General features: G+C 53.7%; 21 protein-coding genes and 1 other annotated feature. Of the genes, 6 read left to right on the top strand and 15 right to left on the bottom strand.

What is annotated here, in order from left to right; translation table 11 throughout:
- Positions 1-31: 31 nt before the first annotated feature.
- Positions 32-1,444 (bottom strand): NADP-dependent phosphogluconate dehydrogenase, encoded by a 1,413-nt coding sequence (gene gndA, locus X965_RS03320; RefSeq protein ID WP_004235757.1) that lies wholly within the window; start codon positions 1,442-1,444, stop codon positions 32-34.
- 237 nt (positions 1,445-1,681) lie between these two features.
- On the opposite strand from gndA, the gene X965_RS03315 reads away from it, so the two are divergent.
- Positions 1,682-3,256 (top strand): TerC family protein, encoded by a 1,575-nt coding sequence (locus X965_RS03315; protein WP_004235759.1) that lies wholly within the window; start codon positions 1,682-1,684, stop codon positions 3,254-3,256.
- A 138-nt stretch (positions 3,257-3,394) separates the two neighbouring features.
- Here X965_RS03315 and X965_RS03310 read toward each other — a convergent pair whose 3' ends face one another.
- The gene (locus X965_RS03310) at positions 3,395-3,592 is read right to left on the bottom strand and encodes a hypothetical protein (RefSeq protein WP_032098883.1); all 198 of its coding nucleotides are present in this window, start codon (positions 3,590-3,592) and stop codon (positions 3,395-3,397) included.
- A gap of 112 nt (positions 3,593-3,704) precedes the next feature.
- Between X965_RS03310 and X965_RS03305 the strand changes: the two genes are divergently transcribed.
- The gene (locus X965_RS03305; protein ID WP_024474090.1) at positions 3,705-5,342 is read left to right on the top strand and encodes a Na+/H+ antiporter; all 1,638 of its coding nucleotides are present in this window, start codon (positions 3,705-3,707) and stop codon (positions 5,340-5,342) included.
- A 44-nt stretch (positions 5,343-5,386) separates the two neighbouring features.
- Here the strand turns inward: X965_RS03305 and X965_RS03300 are convergent, their stop codons facing one another.
- The 11 genes from X965_RS03300 to hisL all read right to left on the bottom strand — a co-directional run bounded on the left by X965_RS03300 (position 5,387) and on the right by hisL (position 13,944).
- Entirely contained in the window at positions 5,387-6,055 is a 669-nt protein-coding gene (locus X965_RS03300; RefSeq protein WP_004235762.1) for a hypothetical protein, read from the bottom strand.
- Between the two features lie 21 nt (positions 6,056-6,076).
- Complete coding sequence (locus X965_RS03295; RefSeq protein ID WP_004235764.1) at positions 6,077-6,574, bottom strand: YbaK/prolyl-tRNA synthetase associated domain-containing protein; 498 nt, start codon at positions 6,572-6,574, stop codon at positions 6,077-6,079.
- 91 nt (positions 6,575-6,665) lie between these two features.
- Positions 6,666-7,277, bottom strand: a complete 612-nt coding sequence (gene hisIE, locus X965_RS03290) for a bifunctional phosphoribosyl-AMP cyclohydrolase/phosphoribosyl-ATP diphosphatase HisIE (protein ID WP_004235765.1) — start codon at positions 7,275-7,277, stop codon at positions 6,666-6,668.
- 6 nt (positions 7,278-7,283) lie between these two features.
- Positions 7,284-8,063, bottom strand: coding sequence for an imidazole glycerol phosphate synthase subunit HisF (hisF, locus tag X965_RS03285; protein ID WP_004235766.1), 780 nt, complete (start codon positions 8,061-8,063; stop codon positions 7,284-7,286).
- Positions 8,045-8,782: a 1-(5-phosphoribosyl)-5-[(5-phosphoribosylamino)methylideneamino]imidazole-4-carboxamide isomerase gene (gene hisA, locus X965_RS03280; RefSeq protein ID WP_004235767.1), complete on the bottom strand. Its 738-nt coding sequence runs from the start codon at positions 8,780-8,782 to the stop codon at positions 8,045-8,047. The genes hisF and hisA overlap by 19 nt, the downstream gene beginning before the upstream one ends.
- Positions 8,779-9,375, bottom strand: coding sequence for an imidazole glycerol phosphate synthase subunit HisH (gene hisH / locus X965_RS03275; RefSeq protein ID WP_036417030.1), 597 nt, complete (start codon positions 9,373-9,375; stop codon positions 8,779-8,781). Before hisH ends, hisA begins: the two co-directional genes overlap by 4 nt.
- Positions 9,375-10,442: a bifunctional histidinol-phosphatase/imidazoleglycerol-phosphate dehydratase HisB gene (gene hisB / locus X965_RS03270; protein ID WP_036417028.1), complete on the bottom strand. Its 1,068-nt coding sequence runs from the start codon at positions 10,440-10,442 to the stop codon at positions 9,375-9,377. The genes hisH and hisB overlap by 1 nt, the downstream gene beginning before the upstream one ends.
- A 19-nt stretch (positions 10,443-10,461) precedes the next feature.
- Positions 10,462-11,538: a histidinol-phosphate transaminase gene (gene hisC, locus X965_RS03265; RefSeq protein ID WP_036417027.1), complete on the bottom strand. Its 1,077-nt coding sequence runs from the start codon at positions 11,536-11,538 to the stop codon at positions 10,462-10,464.
- Positions 11,535-12,848 (bottom strand): histidinol dehydrogenase, encoded by a 1,314-nt coding sequence (gene hisD, locus X965_RS03260; RefSeq protein ID WP_032098906.1) that lies wholly within the window; start codon positions 12,846-12,848, stop codon positions 11,535-11,537. The genes hisC and hisD overlap by 4 nt, the downstream gene beginning before the upstream one ends.
- 14 nt (positions 12,849-12,862) lie before the next feature.
- Positions 12,863-13,762: an ATP phosphoribosyltransferase gene (gene hisG / locus X965_RS03255; protein WP_036417025.1), complete on the bottom strand. Its 900-nt coding sequence runs from the start codon at positions 13,760-13,762 to the stop codon at positions 12,863-12,865.
- A gap of 34 nt (positions 13,763-13,796) precedes the next feature.
- Positions 13,797-13,921 (bottom strand) — a sequence feature (His leader region).
- Positions 13,897-13,944, bottom strand: a complete 48-nt coding sequence (gene hisL, locus X965_RS19280; RefSeq protein ID WP_101495319.1) for a his operon leader peptide — start codon at positions 13,942-13,944, stop codon at positions 13,897-13,899. It overlaps the preceding feature by 25 nt.
- Positions 13,945-14,142: 198 nt before the next feature.
- Here hisL and X965_RS03250 point away from each other — a divergent pair, with 198 nt between their 5' ends.
- A complete protein-coding gene (locus X965_RS03250) occupies positions 14,143-14,970 on the top strand; it encodes an SDR family oxidoreductase (RefSeq protein WP_004235773.1) in 828 nt (275 codons plus the stop codon).
- A 3-nt stretch (positions 14,971-14,973) separates the two neighbouring features.
- Here the strand turns inward: X965_RS03250 and X965_RS03245 are convergent, their stop codons facing one another.
- Positions 14,974-15,594 carry a glutathione S-transferase family protein gene (locus X965_RS03245; RefSeq protein ID WP_036417023.1) on the bottom strand — a complete coding sequence of 207 codons (621 nt, stop codon included), beginning with the start codon at positions 15,592-15,594 and terminating at the stop codon, positions 14,974-14,976.
- 214 nt (positions 15,595-15,808) lie between these two features.
- Between X965_RS03245 and X965_RS03240 the strand changes: the two genes are divergently transcribed.
- The 3 genes from X965_RS03240 to X965_RS03230 all read left to right on the top strand — a co-directional run bounded on the left by X965_RS03240 (position 15,809) and on the right by X965_RS03230 (position 18,417).
- A complete protein-coding gene (locus X965_RS03240; RefSeq protein ID WP_004235775.1) occupies positions 15,809-17,011 on the top strand; it encodes a serine hydrolase in 1,203 nt (400 codons plus the stop codon).
- A 276-nt stretch (positions 17,012-17,287) separates the two neighbouring features.
- Positions 17,288-17,743, top strand: coding sequence for an N-acetyltransferase (locus X965_RS03235; protein WP_036417020.1), 456 nt, complete (start codon positions 17,288-17,290; stop codon positions 17,741-17,743).
- 152 nt (positions 17,744-17,895) lie between these two features.
- The gene (locus X965_RS03230; protein WP_004235777.1) at positions 17,896-18,417 is read left to right on the top strand and encodes a LemA family protein; all 522 of its coding nucleotides are present in this window, start codon (positions 17,896-17,898) and stop codon (positions 18,415-18,417) included.
- 55 nt (positions 18,418-18,472) lie between these two features.
- Here the strand turns inward: X965_RS03230 and X965_RS03225 are convergent, their stop codons facing one another.
- A complete protein-coding gene (locus X965_RS03225; RefSeq protein ID WP_015422567.1) occupies positions 18,473-19,840 on the bottom strand; it encodes an L-serine ammonia-lyase in 1,368 nt (455 codons plus the stop codon).
- Between the last annotated feature and the right edge of the window lie 46 nt (positions 19,841-19,886).

Genomic DNA, 19,886 nt, shown 5'->3' with positions numbered 1-19,886 from the left:
CGGCTCTGACAAATGCGGATAGCGGCAGGAATTAATTATTTTCCAGCCATTCGGTGTGGAACACGCCGTCTTTATCAGTACGTTTATAAGTATGTGCACCGAAATAGTCACGCTGTGCCTGGATCAGGTTCGCCGGCAGTACCGCGCTGCGGTAGCTGTCATAATAGGCGATAGCGGCAGAGAAGGTCGGTGTCGGGATACCGTGCTGAACACCGTAGCAGACCACATCACGCAGTGCCTGCTGATATTCATCGGCAATCTGTGTGAAGTAAGGGGCCAGCAGCAGGTTAGCCAGTGCCGGGTTTTCCGCATATGCGTCAGTGATTTTCTGCAGGAACTGGGCACGGATGATACAACCGGCGCGGAAAATTTTCGCGATTTCGCCGTAGTTCAGATCCCAGTTGTACTCATCAGAGGCAACGCGCAGCTGTGAGAAGCCCTGAGCATAAGAGACAATTTTACCCAGATACAGGGCGCGGCGGACTTTTTCAATAAACTCTGCTTTATCACCGCTGAACACAGCTGCTTTCGGTCCTTTCAGTACTTTGGAAGCCGCAACGCGCTGGTCTTTCAGAAACGAGATATAACGGGCAAATACGGATTCGGTGATCAGTGTCAGCGGCACGCCGAGGTCGAGCGCGCTCTGGCTGGTCCATTTACCGGTACCTTTGTTGGCGGCTTCATCAAGGATCACATCCACCAGATAGTTGCCGTCTTCATCTTTCTTGCGGAAGATATCTTTTGTGATATCAATCAGGTAGCTGCTCAGTTCGCCGTTGTTCCACTCACTGAAGACGGAAGCCAGTTCATCATTGCTGATGCCGAGGGCATTTTTCAGGACGGAGTAAGCTTCCGCAATCAGCTGCATATCGCCGTATTCGATACCGTTGTGAACCATTTTGACGTAATGACCGGCACCGTCAGCACCGATATAGGTCACACACGGCTCGCCTTCGGCCTGTGCCGCGATCTGTTTCAGGATCGGGGCAACCAGTTCGTAAGCTTCTTTTTGTCCGCCCGGCATAATGGACGGCCCTTTCAGTGCGCCTTCCTCACCACCGGAAACGCCGGTGCCGATAAAGTTAAAGCCCTGTGCGGACAGCTCTTTGTTACGGCGGATGGTGTCCTGAAAGAAGGTGTTACCGCCGTCGATCAGAATGTCGCCTTTATCGAGATGCGGAGTGAGGGACGCGATGGTTTTGTCGGTGGCTTCACCGGCTTTGACCATCAGCAGGATACGGCGGGGTTTTTCCAGGGAGTCAACAAACTCTTCAATGCTGTAGCTGGGAACCAGTTTTTTTCCCGGGTTTTCAGCAATCACTTCATCGGTTTTATCTGAAGAGCGGTTAAAAACAGAAACAGAATAACCGCGGCTTTCAATATTCAGTGCGAGGTTACGGCCCATAACGGCCATACCGACAACACCAATTTGTTGTTTGGACATGAAGACTCCTTCAGGAATTGACCCGTGACTAACGACGATTTCGTTAGCTGACTGTTAATTTCGTCACAGTTTAACGCATGTAAAGGCTGCGTGGTAGCGATTGATGCAAACGGTCTCGTCATAGCGCACAACAGGAACAGCGGCAAAGTACGGAATTTTTTATTGCTATTTGGCCGCACAATCCGCATTATTCCGGATGCAGCATAAGCTGTGTGAATAAAAGGTAAAACTAACCGTATGGAATGGATCGCTGATCCGTCGATTTGGGCCGGCCTGGCCACATTAATCGTACTCGAAATTGTTCTTGGTATTGATAACCTTGTTTTCATTGCCATTCTTGCCGATAAACTTCCTCCTGCACTGCGTGACAAAGCCCGTATAACCGGTCTGCTGTGTGCGCTGGTCATGCGTATTATTCTGCTGTTCAGCCTCTCCTGGCTTATCACGCTGACCAAACCGATGTTTACGATGTTCGGCCATCCGTTCAGTGCGCGTGACTTAATTATGCTGATCGGGGGTCTGTTCCTGCTGTTCAAAGCCACAATGGAGCTGAACGAACGGCTGGAAGGCGGTGAGCATAACGACGGGCAGCAGCGGAAAACCTCAAAATTCTGGGCGGTGGTGGCACAGATTATTGTGCTGGACGCCGTCTTCTCGCTGGACTCCGTGATCACGGCAGTCGGGATGGTGGACCACATCGGTGTGATGGTCACGGCGGTGATTATTGCCATGCTGCTGATGATCTGGGGCAGCCGTCCGCTGACCCGCTTTGTCAATGAGCACCCGACCATTGTTATCCTGTGTCTCAGCTTCCTGCTGATGATCGGTTTCAGCCTGGTGGCGGAAGGGTTCGGCTATCACATTCCGAAAGGTTACCTCTACGCGGCGATCGGTTTCTCCATCATGATTGAGATGCTCAACCAGGTGGCAATGTTTAACCGCCGTAAATTCCTGCGCGGGAGAAACTCTCTGCGCCAGCGCACGGCGGAAGCGGTACTGCGTATTCTGAGCGGCAAGCGCGAATCTTCAGAGCTGGATAACCGCACGGCGGATCTGATTTCGGATAATCAGGAAATTTTTGACCCGGAAGAGCGGCAGATGATTGTCCGCGTGCTGGGGCTGTCGCAGCGTAACGTCAACAGTATTATGACCTCGCGTCATGATGTGGAGATGCTGCGGATTGATGCGACCAGTGATGAAATCGCGGCGCTGCTGATTAAAAATCCGCACACCCGCGTGGTGATCAAAGGCTCGGCGGATGATGATGAACTGCTGGGTGTGGTGCATGTGATCGACCTGCTGCATCAGCGTTTACAACAGGATACGCTGGATCTGCATGCGCTGATCAAACAGCCGCTGGTTTTCCCTGAACAGCTGTCATTACTGAAAGCGCTGGAGCAGTTCCGTCAGGCGCAGACACACTTTGCCTTTGTGGCCGATGAGTTCGGGTATGTCGAAGGGGTGGTGACACTGACAGATGTGATGGAAACCATTGCCGGTAATCTGCCGGTCAGCGGTGTTGAGAATGATGCCCGCCATGACATTCAGTTTACGGATGATAACAGCTGGATCACCAACGGCTTTATGCCGCTGGAGGATTTAATCAACTATATTCCGCTGACACTCGATGAAAAACGCGAGTATGAAACGGTGGCCGGTCTGCTGATGGAGCATTTGCAGCGTCTGCCGAAAGTCGGTGAGCAGATTAACATTGATGGCTGCCTGTTTGAGCCGCTGGAAATTCAGAATCACCGTATTAACCGTGTGAAAATCACACTGCCGGAGAATCCGGAAGACCGTGATGATTACTAAGGGTTAAAACAATAACGCCGCCGGAGACGGCGGCGTTATTCTCATTTCTGTGCAGGTTATTCAACCGGGGCACATTCAAAATCACTGAAGATTTTCTGGCTGTTTTTGGCGCGGGGTTTAAATTTTCCGGCTGGTTTGTTAGTTACAGGTAATAATCACGCGATCACCGGATCCGTTACTGATGCAGTATTCAGTAAATCCCCGGGCAGCGCCCATTGACCAGGTATCAGGGACTGCATAAGCAGAGCAGGCGGTAATCACACCGGCCAGTAGTATTTTTTCATTTAAGATATCTGTCAGGGTGGCCGGTAACGGGGTATTCAGATTTTGACACACAATAATTTTACAATTACTGATTTATCTGCTTTATTTTTATCTTTAATTGTATACCCTGCAATTCCTGAATTATGGTTATGTATCAGATTTCCTGAGGGATAAAAAACCGCCTATGTCTGTTGTGACACTGATCCTTGTTTTTTTGCTGGCTGTGATTGCCAGTGTGTTTATCTCCCGTCTGCTGGGGGACAAAATTCCGCTGCCTTTTATTCAGATTGCCATTGGCGCGGGGTTATCACTCTTCGGTTTTGATGTGGCGTTTGAGCCGCATCTGTTCCTGTTCCTTTTTATCCCGCCTCTGCTGTTTCTTGACGGCTGGCGTATTCCGAAGGAAGCGCTGTTCAGTGATATCAAACCGATTTTCTCGCTGGCCATCGGTCTGGTGTTTTTCACCGTTGTCGGCATGGGGCTGTTTATCCACTGGCTGATCCCGGCGGTTTCTCTTGCGGTTGCTTTTGCACTGGCGGCGATTTTGTCACCGACAGACCCGGTGTCTGTGGCGGCAATGACGGTCAATGCGCCGCTGCCGTCCCGTATGGCTCATATTCTGGAAGGGGAATCCCTCTTTAATGATGCCAGCGGCCTGGTGTGCTTCAGTTTTGCGGTAGGTGCGGCACTGACCGGGACGTTTTCTCTGCCGTCGGCTGCCGGGAAGTTTATGGTGGTGGCGCTGGGTGGGATTATGGTTGGCCTGCTGATTGCCATGTTTATCGGGAAAGTGAACCAGTTCCTGGTGCAGCGCACCGGGGAAGACCCGGCGATTCAGATTATGATCAGCCTGCTGATCCCGTTTGTCTCTTATCTGGCGGCAGAGCACCTGGGTGTGTCCGGGATCCTGGCCGCAGTGGCGGCCGGTATCGCCATGCACTATGAGCGTATTGTCGGCCGTATGCAGTCTGCCACCCGCATGCAGAGCAAGGCGGTCTGGGACACTGTGCAGGTCGCGCTGAACGGAATGATCTTTATTCTGCTGGGTGAACAGTTACCGGGTATGTGGCGCTCAGTGCCGCAGGTGGCGGCAGATGCCGGGGCTTCCGCGCCGTGGGTACTGCTGCTGTACGTGGTGATTATCACCTTTGGCCTGGCGGTGCTGCGTTTTGCCTGGGTATGGATTGCCATGACACTGACGGTTTTCCGCCAGCGCCGCAAAGGTAAGCAGTCTGATATGCCGCATCTGCGCCTGATGGCGATTATGGCAACCGCCGGTGTGCGCGGGGCGATTACCCTCGCCGGTATCCTGACACTGCCGATGCTGATGAATGACGGTTCACCGTTTCCGCACCGGGATCTGGCTATCTTCCTCGCCATGGGGGTAATTCTGTTTTCACTGGTGATTGCAGCAGTTGCACTGCCGGTGCTGACCAGAGGGCTGAATACGGACTTACCGCATGATAATGAAGAGCTGAATGCCCGTTTCACCCTGAATGAAGCCGCAATGAGCAATCTGCGTGTGCAGATGGCGGAGCCGCTGGAAGATATTGATGAAATGACACTGCGCACAGAAGTGGGGACTCATTTGCTGGAGATCTACGGCCGTCATCTTGACAGTAACAGTGATGACCAGACTGCCGGATTTGACTGGCATAATGTGATCCGCATGGAACGGCGGATGTCACTGACAGCGCTTCAGGCGGAGCGGGATGCCCTCAAACAGCTGCGTAAAAGTAAGAATATCAGTGAGCACACTTACACCCGGCTGGTGCAGGAGCTGGATCTGAAAGAAGAGGCGCTGAAACTGGCGCTGCACTGACAGTAACAGAACAAAAATCAAAGACCCGCAGTGCGGGTCTTTTTTTACATCACAACACTGCTGCGGGTATGTGCCTGCAGAACCCGTGAGGCGGTCTGTGTCATGGTATCGTTGATTTCATCGAGCCAGTGATGAACCTGCTCAGCGGATAACTGCAGTGACGGGCAATCCCGGTCCTTCTGGTTGTTCTCTTCCAGCAGCAGCACCAGTTCGGTATCCAGCAGGGACTGGATCATATCAATCCACAGGCCGATTTGCTGATTCAGCGGTTTTCCGGCCGGAGAGGTGATGCAGTAGCGGTTTAGCCGTTCAGCAGCGGTATACTGAAAATCATCCCGCAGTGCCATCCGCTCTGCCAGAGTGGCGGTTTCAGGTGCGGGCAGCGGGGTACCGAGACAGGTAAACTCATAACTGTCTTCCCGGGTAAACAGACTGTCATTCAGCCGGATCTGCTTTTCCTCATAATGCATCAGGACTTCACGCAGCAGGGCGCTGACCGCAAAAAAGTGGTCGGTTTTATGAAACTGGCTGCCGTTGAGATACGGCGCACTCAACTGCTGCCGCAGGGATTGCTCATCTTCCTCCGGCGAGGAGACAAAACGCCTGCGGGATTTCTGTGTTTTGAACCAGCGGCGCCAGCGGTGGCGCGACAGATACAGCAGCAGGCTGAGTAACAGCAGATAATAAAGCGAGTCTAAAAGTTCGTCCTGCATAAGCGCCTTCCCAAGCAAAAATCAGAGTTCACGGCGGACAAACGATACTGTTTCAGGATCGGCAATCCGCTGATAGTCCTTTGTATTCAGAATAATGGAGCACTCCAGGCTGCCGGCATTAAAGGCCAGCTCACTGAAACGTTCAAATAACATCGGATCGGCAACGAGACGGAGATCAGGGTGAAAGCTGAACGGCGGGATAGCACCGAACACACACTGTGTCAGTTCAGCTGTTTCTGCAGGGCTGGCGAGAGAGGCGCGGGTGCCGCCGGTTTTTTTTGCCAGTGCCTGTAAATCCGCCTGCTGATCAGAAGGCAGAATCGCAAGAACATACTGACGTACACCGTTTCCCTTGATATGACAAACCAGTGCTTTGGCACCCTGACCGTGGTGTGTGCCGCGCACTCTGGCGACTTCTTCGGTTTTCCCGGCGGAGGCATGATGTACCACACGGTAGCGGGCATTATGTTCATCCAGCCGGGCGGTCAGTTTCTCAAAAATCGGGGTCATATCACTCATAGTCTCTGCATTTGTTGCCAATATCCTGCCTATTATAGAAGGTTACGGCAACAAAAACAGCGGACAAAAAAGGATTTCCCCCGCTTTCGGATTAACGGTGACGGGAACGCAGTTTTTCAATAACAGCGGCCAGATCCAGATCGGCATCCTGGAGCAGTACCAGCAGGTGATAGAGCAGATCCGCGGATTCTGAGGTCAGTTCCGCCTTATCGCGGACAGTGGCGGCCAGTGCGGTTTCCACGCCTTCCTCGCCCACTTTCTGGGCAATCCGTTTGGTCCCGGCGGCATAGAGTTGTGCTGTGTAAGAGCTGTCCGGATCCGCCGTTTTGCGGGATTTTATAACAGACTCCAGTTCATACAGGAAACCCTGGGCTGTCTGTGCGGGCGCAAAACAGCTGTTGGTACCCTGATGACAGGTCGGGCCGATCGGGGTGACCAGCGCGAGCAGCGTGTCGTTATCACAATCTTTAAACAGGTCTTCCAGATTAAGGAAATGCCCGGACGATTCCCCTTTGGTCCACAACCGCTGTTTGGTGCGGGAATAAAACGTCACGCGTTTTTCGCTGATCGTTTTGTCCAGTGCGTCGCGGTTCATGTAGCCCAGCATCAGCACATCACCGGAGACGGCGTGCTGCACAATAACCGGCAGCAGATCGCCGGTTTTCTGCCAGTCCAGTTGTGCGATTTCCTGTTCCGTGAGCATCGTGTGTTACTCCTGTATTCTGACAACGATCCCGTCGCGGGCAAGTCCGCGTTTCAGGTCGCCGATATTAATAATTTGTTTGTGGAAGACAGAGGCGGCAAGCGCGCCGTCAACACCGGCCTGTAAAAACGCATCACGGAAGTGATCCGGATGACCGGCACCACCCGAGGCAATCAGCGGCACCTGACACACTTCACGCACTTTTTTCAGCTGCTCCAGGTCGTAGCCGTTGCGTACACCATCCTGGTTCATCATATTGAGGACGATCTCCCCGGCACCGCGCTGCTGCACTTCCTGTACCCAGTCGAGGGTGTTACGGGAAGTGGCGATGGTGCGTTTTTCATCACCGGTAAACTGATAGACCTGATAGTTTCCGCTTTCCGCATCGTGCCAGGTATCGATCCCGACGACAATGCACTGCACGCCGAAGCGGTCAGCCAGCCGGGTGATGAGGGTCGGGTCACTCAGCGCCGGGGAGTTAACGGAGATTTTATCCGCCCCGAAACTGAGGATCGCGGCAGCATCTTCGGTACTGCGGATCCCGCCTGCCACACAGAACGGAATATCAATCACTTCTGCTACTTTGGCTACCCAGCTTTTATCCACCACGCGACCATCAGAGGAGGCGGTGATATCATAGAATACCAGCTCATCCGCGCCTTCTTCGGCATAACGGCGGGCGAGGGGGACAATGTCGCCGATGATTTCGTGATTACGGAACTGAACCCCTTTGACCACCTGTCCGTCACGGACGTCCAGGCAGGGAATTATGCGTTTTGCCAGCATGCGATAGCCTCCGGTAATGTCATTTTGCCGTCGAGCAGCGCCCGGCCGACGATCACGCCCGCCACACCGGTGGCAGGCAGCGGGGCGATATCATTCAGCCCGCCGATACCGCCGGAGGCCTGGAAGGCAATCTCCGGGAACGCGGTACAGATTTCCTGATAAAGCGCCACATTGGAGCCGGCCAGGGTGCCGTCTTTCGAGATATCGGTACATAATACGTGGCGCAGCCCGGCAGAGGCGAAACCGCGGATTACGTCTTCGATGGTCTGCTCTGAATCTTCCTGCCAGCCGCTGACCGCAACCCGTTTTTTACCGTCTGCGCCGATGCGCACATCCAGCGCCAGCACGATGCGTTCTGCCCCCCAACGGGCAAACCAGCGTTTTACTTCTTCCGGGGATTTGATCGCCGTGGAGCCGACCACCACGCGGGCGGCACCGGCATCAAGCAGGGCGGCAACATCCTCTTCAGTACGGATCCCGCCGCCGATCTGTACCGGCACGCGCACACCCGCCAGCAGTGTTTTCAGCAACGGGATCTGGCGCTTCGCCGGGTCTTTGGCACCGGTTAAATCCACGAGGTGCAGCAGTTGCGCCCCTTCGCGCTCATAAGCTTGTAAACGGCTGAGCGGATCCGCGCCGTAATCGCGCTGTTTTGCATAATCGCCCTGGTGAAGGCGCACTACCTGTCCGTCAATTAAATCCAGTGCGGGAATGATCATGACGCTTTCATCTCCAGAAAATTTTTAATCAGTGTGATGCCGGTTTTACCTGAACGTTCCGGGTGGAACTGCACGCCGTAAAAATTATCGCGGCAGAGAACACTGCTGAAAGCTTCACCGTACGTGGTGGTGGCTGCTGTGGCTTCACTGACGGGGCAGGCGTAACTGTGAACAAAGTAAAAATAGCTCTGCGGTGTGATATCACGGAACAGCGGCAGATCGGCGGTAAATTCCACGGTATTCCAGCCCATGTGCGGCACCGGCAGACCATCCGGCGTCATTTTCTGTACGGGGGTATCAATCAGGCCGAGCAGACCGATATTTCCCTCTTCGCTGGTGGTGCCGAGCAGCTGCATGCCGAGGCAAATCCCCAGAACAGGCTGTGTCAGGGAGCGGATAGTGCTCACCAGGCCGCGAGCTGTCAGATTTTGCATGGCCGCACCCGCTGTCCCGACCCCCGGCAGAAACACTTTATCTGCCTGACGGATAAGATCAGGGTCGGCGGTGACCAGCGGCTGATAACCCAGACGCTCAACCGCGTAGCGGACGGAGGCGATATTGGCACAGCCGGTATCGGTGATCACGATGCGCATCACAGTACCCCTTTTGAACTCGGCAGAACATTACCTTCCACACGGATGGACTGGCGCAGTGTCCGTCCGAACACTTTAAACAGACTTTCAGCTCTGTGGTGATCGTTCTTCCCTTTGGTTTTCAGGTGTAACGTGCAGCCCATGGTGTAGGAGAGCGAGCGGAAGAAGTGCTCAATCATCTCGGTGCTCAGGTCGCCGACACGCTGATATTTAAAATCGGCTTTGTATTCCAGGTGCGGACGGCCGGAGATATCCAGAGCGCAGCGGGCAAGACACTCATCCATCGGCAGGGTAAAACCGAAACGGGTGATGCCGCGCTTATCGCCGAGTGCCAGTTTCAGGGCTTCGCCCAGCGCCAGCCCGGTATCTTCCACGGAGTGGTGATCATCAATCACCAGGTCGCCGCTGACCTGAATATTGAGGCGGAAACCGCCGTGGGTGGCAATCTGATCCAGCATGTGGTCGAAAAAGCCGACTCCGGTGCGGATAGTGCTGCCGCCTTCACGGTCGAGCCACACTTCGGTGAGAATATCGGTCTCTTTGGTTTTGCGCTCCACGCGGCTGTAACGGTCACGGCGGGTCAGCTGCTCTGCGATACTGTTCCAGTCAGTGTCCGGCTGGCCGTAACGCAGCCCGGTAATCCCCATGTTTTCCGCGAGCTGAATATCGGTTTCACGATCACCGATCACATAGCTGTTTTGCATGTCGATGACATCCGGCAGCAGGTATTTTTCCACCAGCGTGATTTTCGGTTTGCGGCAGTTGCAGTTATCCGCCGGTTTGTGCGGACAAATCAGGACCTCATCAAAGGTAATGCCCTGAGAGGTGAAAATCTGCATCATCAGCTGGTGCGGTGCCTCGAAATCCGCCTGCGGGAAACTGTCTGTGCCCAGCCCGTCCTGGTTGGTGACCATCACAAAGCGGTATCCGGCTTTTTTCAGCTTCAGCAGTGCGGGGATCACATCCGGCTCAAAGGCCAGCTTGTCTAATCTGTCCACCTGGAAATCCACCGGTGGTTCGGTGATCAGGGTGCCGTCGCGGTCAATAAATAAAACGTTCTGTGTCATGATATCCGTTGTCCTCAGATTATGGCATTTCAAGCGCGGCGATGGCGGCGATCACCCGCAGGCATTCTGCCCGGGTGCCGACAGTAATACGCAGGCAGTTTTCCAGTCCGCGTTGTTTACGCTGGTCGCGTAAAATAATTCCTTCATTCCACAGGCTGCGGAAAACCCGTTCCGCGTCACGGAAACGCACCAGAATGTAGTTGGTTTCGCTCGGGAAAACGGTTTCCGTCAGCGGCAGTTTGCCCAGCTCATCACACAGCATCTGCCGGTTGCTGCGGATTTCGCTGACGCGTGCCTGCATGACGGCAATGCCCTCCGGCAGCAGCGCTTCGGCGGCAATGGCGGCCACCGGGGATGACAGCGGATACGGCGCGATCACTTTCATCAGCACATTAATAATCTCCGCAGAGGCCAGTGTGAAGCCGCAGCGCAGTCCGGCGAGAGCAAATGCTTTGGAGAGCGTGCGCAGGATCACCAGGTTCGGGTATTCTTTCAGCCACGATGCCACACTGAACTCCGGGCAGAACTCGATATAGGCCTCATCGACCACAATCAGTGCGCGGTTATCAACGATATCAAACAGATAACGCAGATCCTGTTCGCGGATCGGGTTACCGGTCGGGTTATTCGGGTGGCAGACATACAGCACTTTGACGTTATCAAGGCTGGCCGCGATACTGTCCAGATCCAATTGCCAGCCATCCAGTGCCGGCACCACTTTCTGTGCGACACCAAAGGTTTCCGCACTGACGCTGTACATACCGTATGTCGGCGGGCAGAACAGCACGGCATCTTTTCCCGGTTCGCAGAAGGCACGGATCAGTAATTCAATGCTTTCATCTGCGCCGCGCCCCGCGATAACCTGCTCCGGACTGACACCGGCGTAAGCCGCATAGCGGTTGATCACGTTCGCAGGCTGACACTCCGGATAGCGGTTCAGGTTGCGATCCGTAAAGGTGAAATCCGGTGCCTGCGGATATTCGTTGGCGTTCAGCCAGACATCCCCGTTACCGCCGAGACGGCGTGCCGACTGATACGGCGTCAGTAACTGCACGTTTTCGCGGGCCAGTGCCATCGCGCTGAATGGTTTGTTCATCGGTTGTTTTCCTCCGCTTTCAGGGCATTCATCCGCAGTGTCACGGCATTTTTGTGCGCGGTGAGCAGTTCTGCCGCCGCCAGGGTTTCAATCGCGTCTGCCAGACCGGATAACCCGGCCGGGGTCAGCTTCTGCACGGTCATCCGTTTCATAAAATCCGCCAGTCCGAGGCTGGAATAGGTCGAGGTATAACCGTAAGTCGGCAGAACATGGTTGGTGCCGGAGGCATAATCACCCGCCGATTCCGGCGACCAGTCACCGAGGAACACGGAACCGGCACTGTTGATAGCAGGCAGCAGGGCATCAGGGTCGCGGGTCTGGATAATTAAGTGCTCCGGACCGTACTGATTGCTGATCGCCACACAGGTGTCCAGGTCGCGGGCAATAATAATGCGGCTGGCGGACAGGGCCTGACGGGCAATCTCTTTGCGTGATAATAATTCCAGTTGTGAATTGGTTTCCGCTACCACGCGCTGTGCCATTGCTTCATCCGGGGTGACCAGCACCACCTGAGAATCAGGGCCGTGTTCGGCCTGGGAGAGCAGGTCTGCTGCGACAAAGGCCGGGTTGGCACCGCTGTCGGCGATCACCAGTACTTCAGAAGGCCCGGCAGGCATATCAATGGCTGCACCGCCGATAGTCTGGCTGACCTGACGTTTCGCTTCGGTCACATAGGCGTTGCCCGGCCCGAAAATTTTGTCGGTGGCGGGAATGGTTTCTGTGCCGAATGCCATCGCGGCAATTGCCTGGGCACCGCCCACCTGATAAATGGTCTCCACACCGCAAAGTTGCGCAGCATATAAAATTTCATCGGCCACCGGCGGCGGCGAGCAGAGGATGATCCGGCGGCAACCGGCGATTTTTGCCGGGACAGCCAGCATCAGGACAGTGGAAATCAGCGGCGCGCTGCCGCCCGGGATATACAGCCCGACACTGTCCACCGGACGGGTCACCAGCTGGCAGCTGACGCCGGGCTGGGTTTCCACATCAATCACATCCGGGATCTGCGCCTCGTGAAAGCGGGTGATATTAGCTTTCGCAGTCGCCATGGCGGATTTCAGCGAATCCGGCAGTCGGTCAGCGGCGGCGGCAATCTCCGCAGCACTGATTTGCAGTTCTGTCACCTGTGTTTTGTCAAAGCGGGCACTCAGCGCGCGCAGGGCATCATCGCCGTTTTCCCGCACATCGCGGATGATGTCACTGACAACGCGGCTGATATCACCGGATGCCGCCATCGCCGGGCGCATCAGGGCATCCGCCTGCTGTTGTGCATCAAGGTTTTCCCAGCGGATCAAGGTATTAAAGGTCATTGCGGTCATTGTCATCACTCCATCATTTTTTCAATCGGCAGAACCAGAATGGAGCTGCAACCGAGGGCTTTCAGTTTCTCCATGGTTTCCCAGAACAGGGTTTCGCTGCTGACCATGTGCATCGCCACCAGTTCCGGCTCACCGGCCAGCGGCAGCAGGGTCGGACGCTCTGCGCCCGGCAGCAGGGCGATCACTTCGTCCAGACGTTCTGACGGGGCGTGCATCATGATGTATTTGGATTCACGTGCCTGGATAACACCCTGGATACGGGTCATCATTCTGTCGATAAGCTGCTGTTTAGCGGGCGGCATGTCACCGTCGCGCTGAATCAGGCAGGCTTTGGAGCGGTAAATCACTTCCACTTCGCGCAGACCGTTGGCTTCCAGCGTGGCACCGGTGGAGACCAGGTCACAGATGGCATCGGCCAGACCGGCGCGCGGTGCCACTTCCACCGAGCCGTTGAGCAGACAGGATTTAAAGCGGATACCTTTCTGATCGAGATAGCGCTTGAGCAGGAATGGATAGGAAGTCGCGATACGGCTGTCCTGAAGACATTCCGCGCCGCTGTAGCTGAAATCCACCGGGGCGGCCAGCGAAAGGCGGCAGGTACCGAAATCCAGGCGGCGCAGCGTGAAGTAACGCGGGTTTTGTCCCTGTGCCTGACGGCTTAATAACTCTTCTTCCAGTACGTTTTCGCCGATGATACCGAGGTCAACCACGCCGTCCATCACCAGACCGGGAATATCGTCATCACGGACCCGCAGGATATCAATCGGCATATTCTCTGCGTAAGCAATCAGGCGCTGCTGTTGTAAGTTGATTTTTATGCCGCAGCGCGCGAGCAACTCGCGGGAGTCTTCACTTAAGCGACCTGATTTCTGAATGGCTATCCGTAAGCGCGTTTTATCTAACATTTTGATTATCCTTTGATTTTATAATTCTTTAGGTATAAAAAAACCCCCGGAAAAAAGATTCTTCCGGGGGTTCTCTCTTAGCACGCATGCCACCGGAAGCTCTGAACGTCTTCCGGCACCAATCGCCTGAAAGACTAGTCAGGGTGATGGTGGTGGTGATGGCTGAACTGGATGCGTGTCATGATAATCTCTCGTCGTTTATCTGCCTGTTGCTATCACGGATAATGTTGTCATTATGGTGATAACGATGTTTATAAATTGCTTGTCTTTCAACCTATAGAACTCACCCTGACTTTGCAACCCCTTTTTTGCAAAGAAAACAGAAATTAAGATAATTTACTGAAATTAAAGAAAAATAAGCCACAGAGAGGTCATGCACGATGAAAACAGTTTCCATCGCGGGGCTGGGCTGGCTGGGAATGCCGCTGGCACTGCATCTTGCGGATATCGGTATCCGTGTCAAAGGTACCAAAACCACGCCGGACGGCACAGAGGCGGCGAGGATGTGCGGTATTGAGTGTTATATGCTGAATCTGACACCAGAGCCGGAATGTAACGCTGATGATCTGGATGCTTTTTTGCAGACAGATATTCTGGTGATCACACTACCGGCATCAAGAACGGCGGGCGGTGGTTACCTGTATGTGAAGGCGGTGCAGAATCTGGTGGATCTGGCGGCGGCGCGCGGTGTGTCGCGGGTGATTTTTACCGGTTCAACAGCGGTTTACGGTAATCAGACCGGTAAGCTGACAGAGAACTCGCAGGTCGATCCGGTGACAGAATCCGCCAAAGCGATTGTTGAGATTGAACACTGGCTGAATGAGCTGCCGGGTGTTTCAGCGGATATTCTGCGTCTGGCCGGGCTGGTGGGGGAATCCCGTCATGCAGGGCGTTTCCTTGCGGGTAAAACGGCGGTGAAAGGGGCGAATCAGCCGGTCAATCTGGTGCATCAGGATGATGTGATTGCCGCGATCCGTTTGCTGATCCAGCGTCCGCACGGCGGTCATCTGTATAATCTGTGTGCGCCGCAGCACCCGTCACGGGCTGAATTTTATCCGGATATGTCCCGTCAGATTAATTTGCTGCCGCCGGTGTTCAGAGAAGAAGATATCACTGAAGGAAAAGAGATTGACGGCAGCCGCATCTGCCGGGAACTGGGCTTTGAGTATCAGTACCCTGATCCCGGCCGGATGCCGATGACGGAGTAAGTATTAACTGACCGGCAGTGCCACGATATCGCGGTACGCCGGGCGGGTTTCAATCAGTGCAAACCAGCGCTCGATATGCGGGAAGTCCGGTCGGTCATGACACACTTCCCGCCACGGATAGAGCAGCGGCGCCAGTGCCATATCCGCGATACTGAAGGTATCACCGGCGATATAATCACGCTGTGCAAGGTCATCATTGAGCATGGCAATCAGGCGATTCAGAGATTGTTTCAGCTCCTCCACCCGCGCCGGATCGCGCTGCTCTGCCGGAGTTCTGACCAGCAGTCCCATCATCGCTTTGATATACGGGAACAGACTGCCGTCTGACCAGTACATCCATTGTGCCGCCCGGGCGCGAAATTCCGCATTGTGCGGCAGCAGTGTGCCGTCATCATATTTATCCGCCAGATAACTGAGAATGGCATTGGATTCCCAGAGAATAAATTCACCGTCCTGATAGGTCGGAATAGTTTTATTCGGGTTCATGGCGAGGTATTCCGGGGTATCGAGACCGCCGAATGGCCCGCCCGCATCTTTCTGCTGATAAGTCAGCCCCAGTTCAGTCAGACACCATAAGACTTTCTTGACGTTAGACGAGTTTTTTCTGCCCCAGACGGTTATCATAGTGACTCCTGTTGATAGATATGCGATGACGTGTGCGTATTGTCGGTTATTTTGTGTCATGAAGTGTAAATTTTTACACGAAATCCCCGTAACAGGAAGAATCGCGTTAAAGTGTCATTGGCTTACCATTCATGAAATGAATATAGTATTCATTATCACAGAGTTATCACTCTTATTTTTGTCACGATGTACCGGGTTTAAAGAGGGAAGAGTAATGCAGACAGTAATCAGTTCACGGGTAACCGGTTTAATCGGCGGGCTTGCTTTCGGATTCTTAAGCATCGGCCACGCGTTTGCGGAGGAAACACCGGTTGCACCGCAGGTGGATGCAAAAGCGTATGTGCTGATGGACTACAACAGCGGGAAAATCCTGGCATCCGCGAATGCGGATGAGCGCCTTGACCCGGCGTCACTGACAAAAATTATGAGCAGTTATGTGGTCGGACAGGCGATTAAAGCCGGAAAAGTGACACCGGATGATATCGTCACCGTCGGCATCAATGCCTGGGCAACCGGTAACCCGGTGCTGAAAGGCTCTTCCCTGATGTTCCTCAAGCCCGATGACCGCGTAAAATTAATCGATCTGAACAAAGGGATGGTTATTCAGTCCGGCAATGACGCCAGTATTGCGCTGGCGGAATATGTCGCGGGCAGCCAGGAAACCTTTGTTTCGCAGATGAACAGTTATGCCAAACAGATTGGCCTGACAAATACCCATTTTAAAACGGTTCACGGGCTTGATTCCGAAGGGCAGTACAGTACCGCCAAAGATATGGCGCTGCTGACCCAGGCGCTGATCACCGATGTGCCGGATGAATATGTTATCCATAAAGAGAAAGAATTTACTTTTAATAAGATCCGTCAGCCGAACCGCAACCGCCTGCTGTGGAGCACTAATCTCAATGTGGATGGTGTGAAAACCGGTCACACCAGCGGTGCGGGACATAACCTGGTGGCTTCCGCGACCGACGGTCCGATGCGTCTGATTTCTGTGGTACTGGGTGCACCGAGTGACCGTGTCCGCTTTGCTGAAAGCGAAAAAATCCTCTCCTGGGGCTTCCGTTTCTTTGAAACCGTGGCACCGGTGAAAGCCGATACCCCGCTGACCACTGAGCGTGTCTGGTTCGGGGATATTTCAGAAGTGCCGCTGGGCGCGGAAAAAGACATTTATGTCACGATCCCGAAAGGCAAACTCAAAGATCTGAAAGCCACTTTTGAGCTGGACAGCACCACGCTGGAAGCGCCGCTGGCGAAAAACCAGGTGGTCGGGAAAATCAACTTTATCCTTGATGATAAAGTCGTTGAACAGCGTCCGCTGGTAGTTCAGCAGCAGGTTGAGGAAGCCGGTTTCTTCGGCCGTATCTGGGATTATATTGTCCGCTTCTTTGCCGGACTGTGGCATTCCGTCTTCGGTTAATCACAACAGCCTGCCGGTTAACTGACCGGCAGGTTTTCTCTCCGTTTACCGGTAATTCCGGTATCACGTTCAGACAGTACTCCTGAAATCACGCCTCCATTCTTACTGCTGCCATTGTTGTATGTAACCTCAGTGACCCGCGAAGGTATCTTCCTGCGGAATTTAATCTGAATTAAGAAAGAAAAACACGGAATGCACCATCCCGTGCGGCTATTTTTTATCAGAGCGGCAATAATAGACAGGCAGAAAAAAACAGCGGTAACAACAGGAGAGGCGATGATTCGTTTATGTCCGGTCAGTAAAGATAACTGGGAAGCGTGTGTGGATCTGGAAGTGCGGGAGGATCAGGAGGATTTTGTGGCCTCCAATGTGTATTCCCTGGCACAGCTTCAGTTTGTGAATAATTTCAGTGCCGATGTGATTTATGACGATGAAACCATGATCGGTTTTGCCATGTACGGTATTGATGACGATGATGGCATGTTCTGGATCTGGCGCTTTATGCTGGATGCACAGTTTCAGGGCAAAGGGCTGGGTAAAGCCGCATTTGCTGCTTTACTGGAAAAAATCACCGCGATGAATAACGCCCGGGAGCAGCCGCTGCCCTGGCTGCGGTTGAGTTATGAGCCGGAAAATGAATTCGTAAAACACTTTTATCAGCGTTTCGGCTTTAAGGTGGTGCAGATGATGGATTTCGGGGAGGAAATGGCGCAAATGCCGCTATCATCATAAGGTTATTCCCCTTTCAGGCGGCAATTTATCATGCTGTCTGCTGAATTACCCTGTTGAAATCCGTATAAGATCCGATATTACATCCTGATATCGGATTTTTTTATAAAAAAGGACCGGTATTTTTACACACCGGTCAATAAAGGATTAAAGATATGGGGACAATTGTGTTTATCGCACTGGTCATTGCCGTGGCCGGAATTGTATGGATCCGGCGGGTATATCTCCGGATAAACCGCCTTCAGGCACCAATCACCGAAGCTTATGCGGCGATTGACGGCATGCTGCATCAGCGGGCGGAGAGGATCGGCCAGCTGGTGGATATGACGGAAAAAGCCGGTATCCGGGATGCAACGCTGTTTTATTCCTGGCAGGATGCGTATCCGCGCTATACAGAGGCGGCGACACTGGATGAGAGTGTCAGTGCCGCAAATGATATCAGCAGTGCTTTTTATCATATTATGACGCTGACAGAGACATTCCCGGTGCTGATTGCGGATCCGCAGTTTGTCCGTATTCAGCTGGGGATATGTGATGTTGAGGATGCCCTGAATCCCGGCATCCGTGCTTTTAATGAGGCGGTACTTCAGTACAATATTGCGGTTCAGCACTATCCGGACACCCTGGTGGCCGGGCTGTTCGGGTTCGGACCCAAAACACTGCTGCTGATGTCCTGATACAAAAAACCCCGCAATATGCGGGGTTTTTTGACTTTCCGGAGACCGGGGTTAATCAGTCACACGGGATCACTTTGATTGCCAGGCCGCCCTGTGAGGTTTCGCGGTATTTGGCGTTCATATCTTTACCGGTTTCATACATGGTTTCGATAACTTTATCGAGACAAACGCGCGGTTCGCTGACACGGCGCAGCGCCATACGGGCGGCGTTGACAGACTGAACAGCGGCAATGGCGTTACGCTCGATGCACGGTACCTGTACCTGCCCGGCGACCGGGTCACAGGTCAGACCGAGGTTGTGTTCCATCGCGATTTCCGCCGCGATAAAGACCTGCATCGGGCTGCCGCCCAGCAGTTCGGTCAGGCCGGCTGCCGCCATGGAGCAGGCAACACCGACTTCACCCTGACAACCCACTTCCGCACCGGAAATAGAGGCGTTCATTTTGTACAGTGAACCGATCACGCTGGATACCAGGAAATAGCGGGTATAGGCGTTTTCATTCACCGGACGGATGAATTTATCGTAATACGACAGTACTGCCGGGATGATCCCGCAGGCACCGTTGGTTGGTGCGGTAACAACACGGCCGCCGGCGGCGTTTTCTTCGTTAACGGCGAGGGCAAACATGTTGATCCAGTCAACAACCTGCATCGGGTCAGTGGAGGTGTTATCACTGGTAACCAGCTGACGGCGCAGTGCAGCGGCACGGCGTGGTACACGCAGCGGCCCCGGCAGCAGACCTTCGGTGTTCACACCACGCTCGATACCGGCTTTCATCACGTCCCAGACTGCCGCCAGGTGAGCAGAAAGCTCTTCCTTGCTGTGCAGCGCCAATTCATTCTGCATAACCAGTGCTGACAGAGACAGCCCGGTTTCATTGCAGTGTTTCTGCAGATCAGCTGCATACTGGTACGGATAAGGCACTTTGGTTTCGCTGTCCGCAGCCTGGCCAAAATGCTCTTCATCGACGATAAAACCACCGCCGACGGAGTAATAGGTTTTCTTGTACAGTAATTCATCACCGGCGAATGCGCTGATGGACATGCCGTTTTCATGCAGCGGCAGGTTTTCTTTATGGAAGTTCATCCCGTTATCGCGCGGGAAATCCACTTCATGGCGTTGGTTTGCCAGCAAAAGGCGTTCACGTTCTTCAACATCCCTGATAAAGCCCGGTATCGCGTCAATATCAACAGAATCCGGCAGGTTACCCGCAAGACCCATAATGATAGCGATATCTGTTGCGTGACCTTTCCCTGTCAGAGACAGAGAGCCGTACACATCAACCTGAATGCGGGTGGTTTTTTCCAGCAGTCCGGCCGCGATAAGATCATCAGCGAACTGTTTACCTGCTTTCATCGGACCGACCGTGTGAGAACTCGACGGACCAATACCAATTTTGAAGATGTCAAATACACTGACCATATTGCTCGCCCCCTATGTTAAGGCGTGGATTAATAGTGTCGTGAAG

Source organism: Morganella sp. EGD-HP17 (genome assembly GCF_000512315.2).
In the GTDB taxonomy this organism is placed as follows: Bacteria; Pseudomonadota; Gammaproteobacteria; order Enterobacterales; family Enterobacteriaceae; genus Morganella; species Morganella morganii.
Note: the sequence above shows the minus strand (reverse complement) of the source record. Positions and strands in the feature narration are given on the sequence as shown.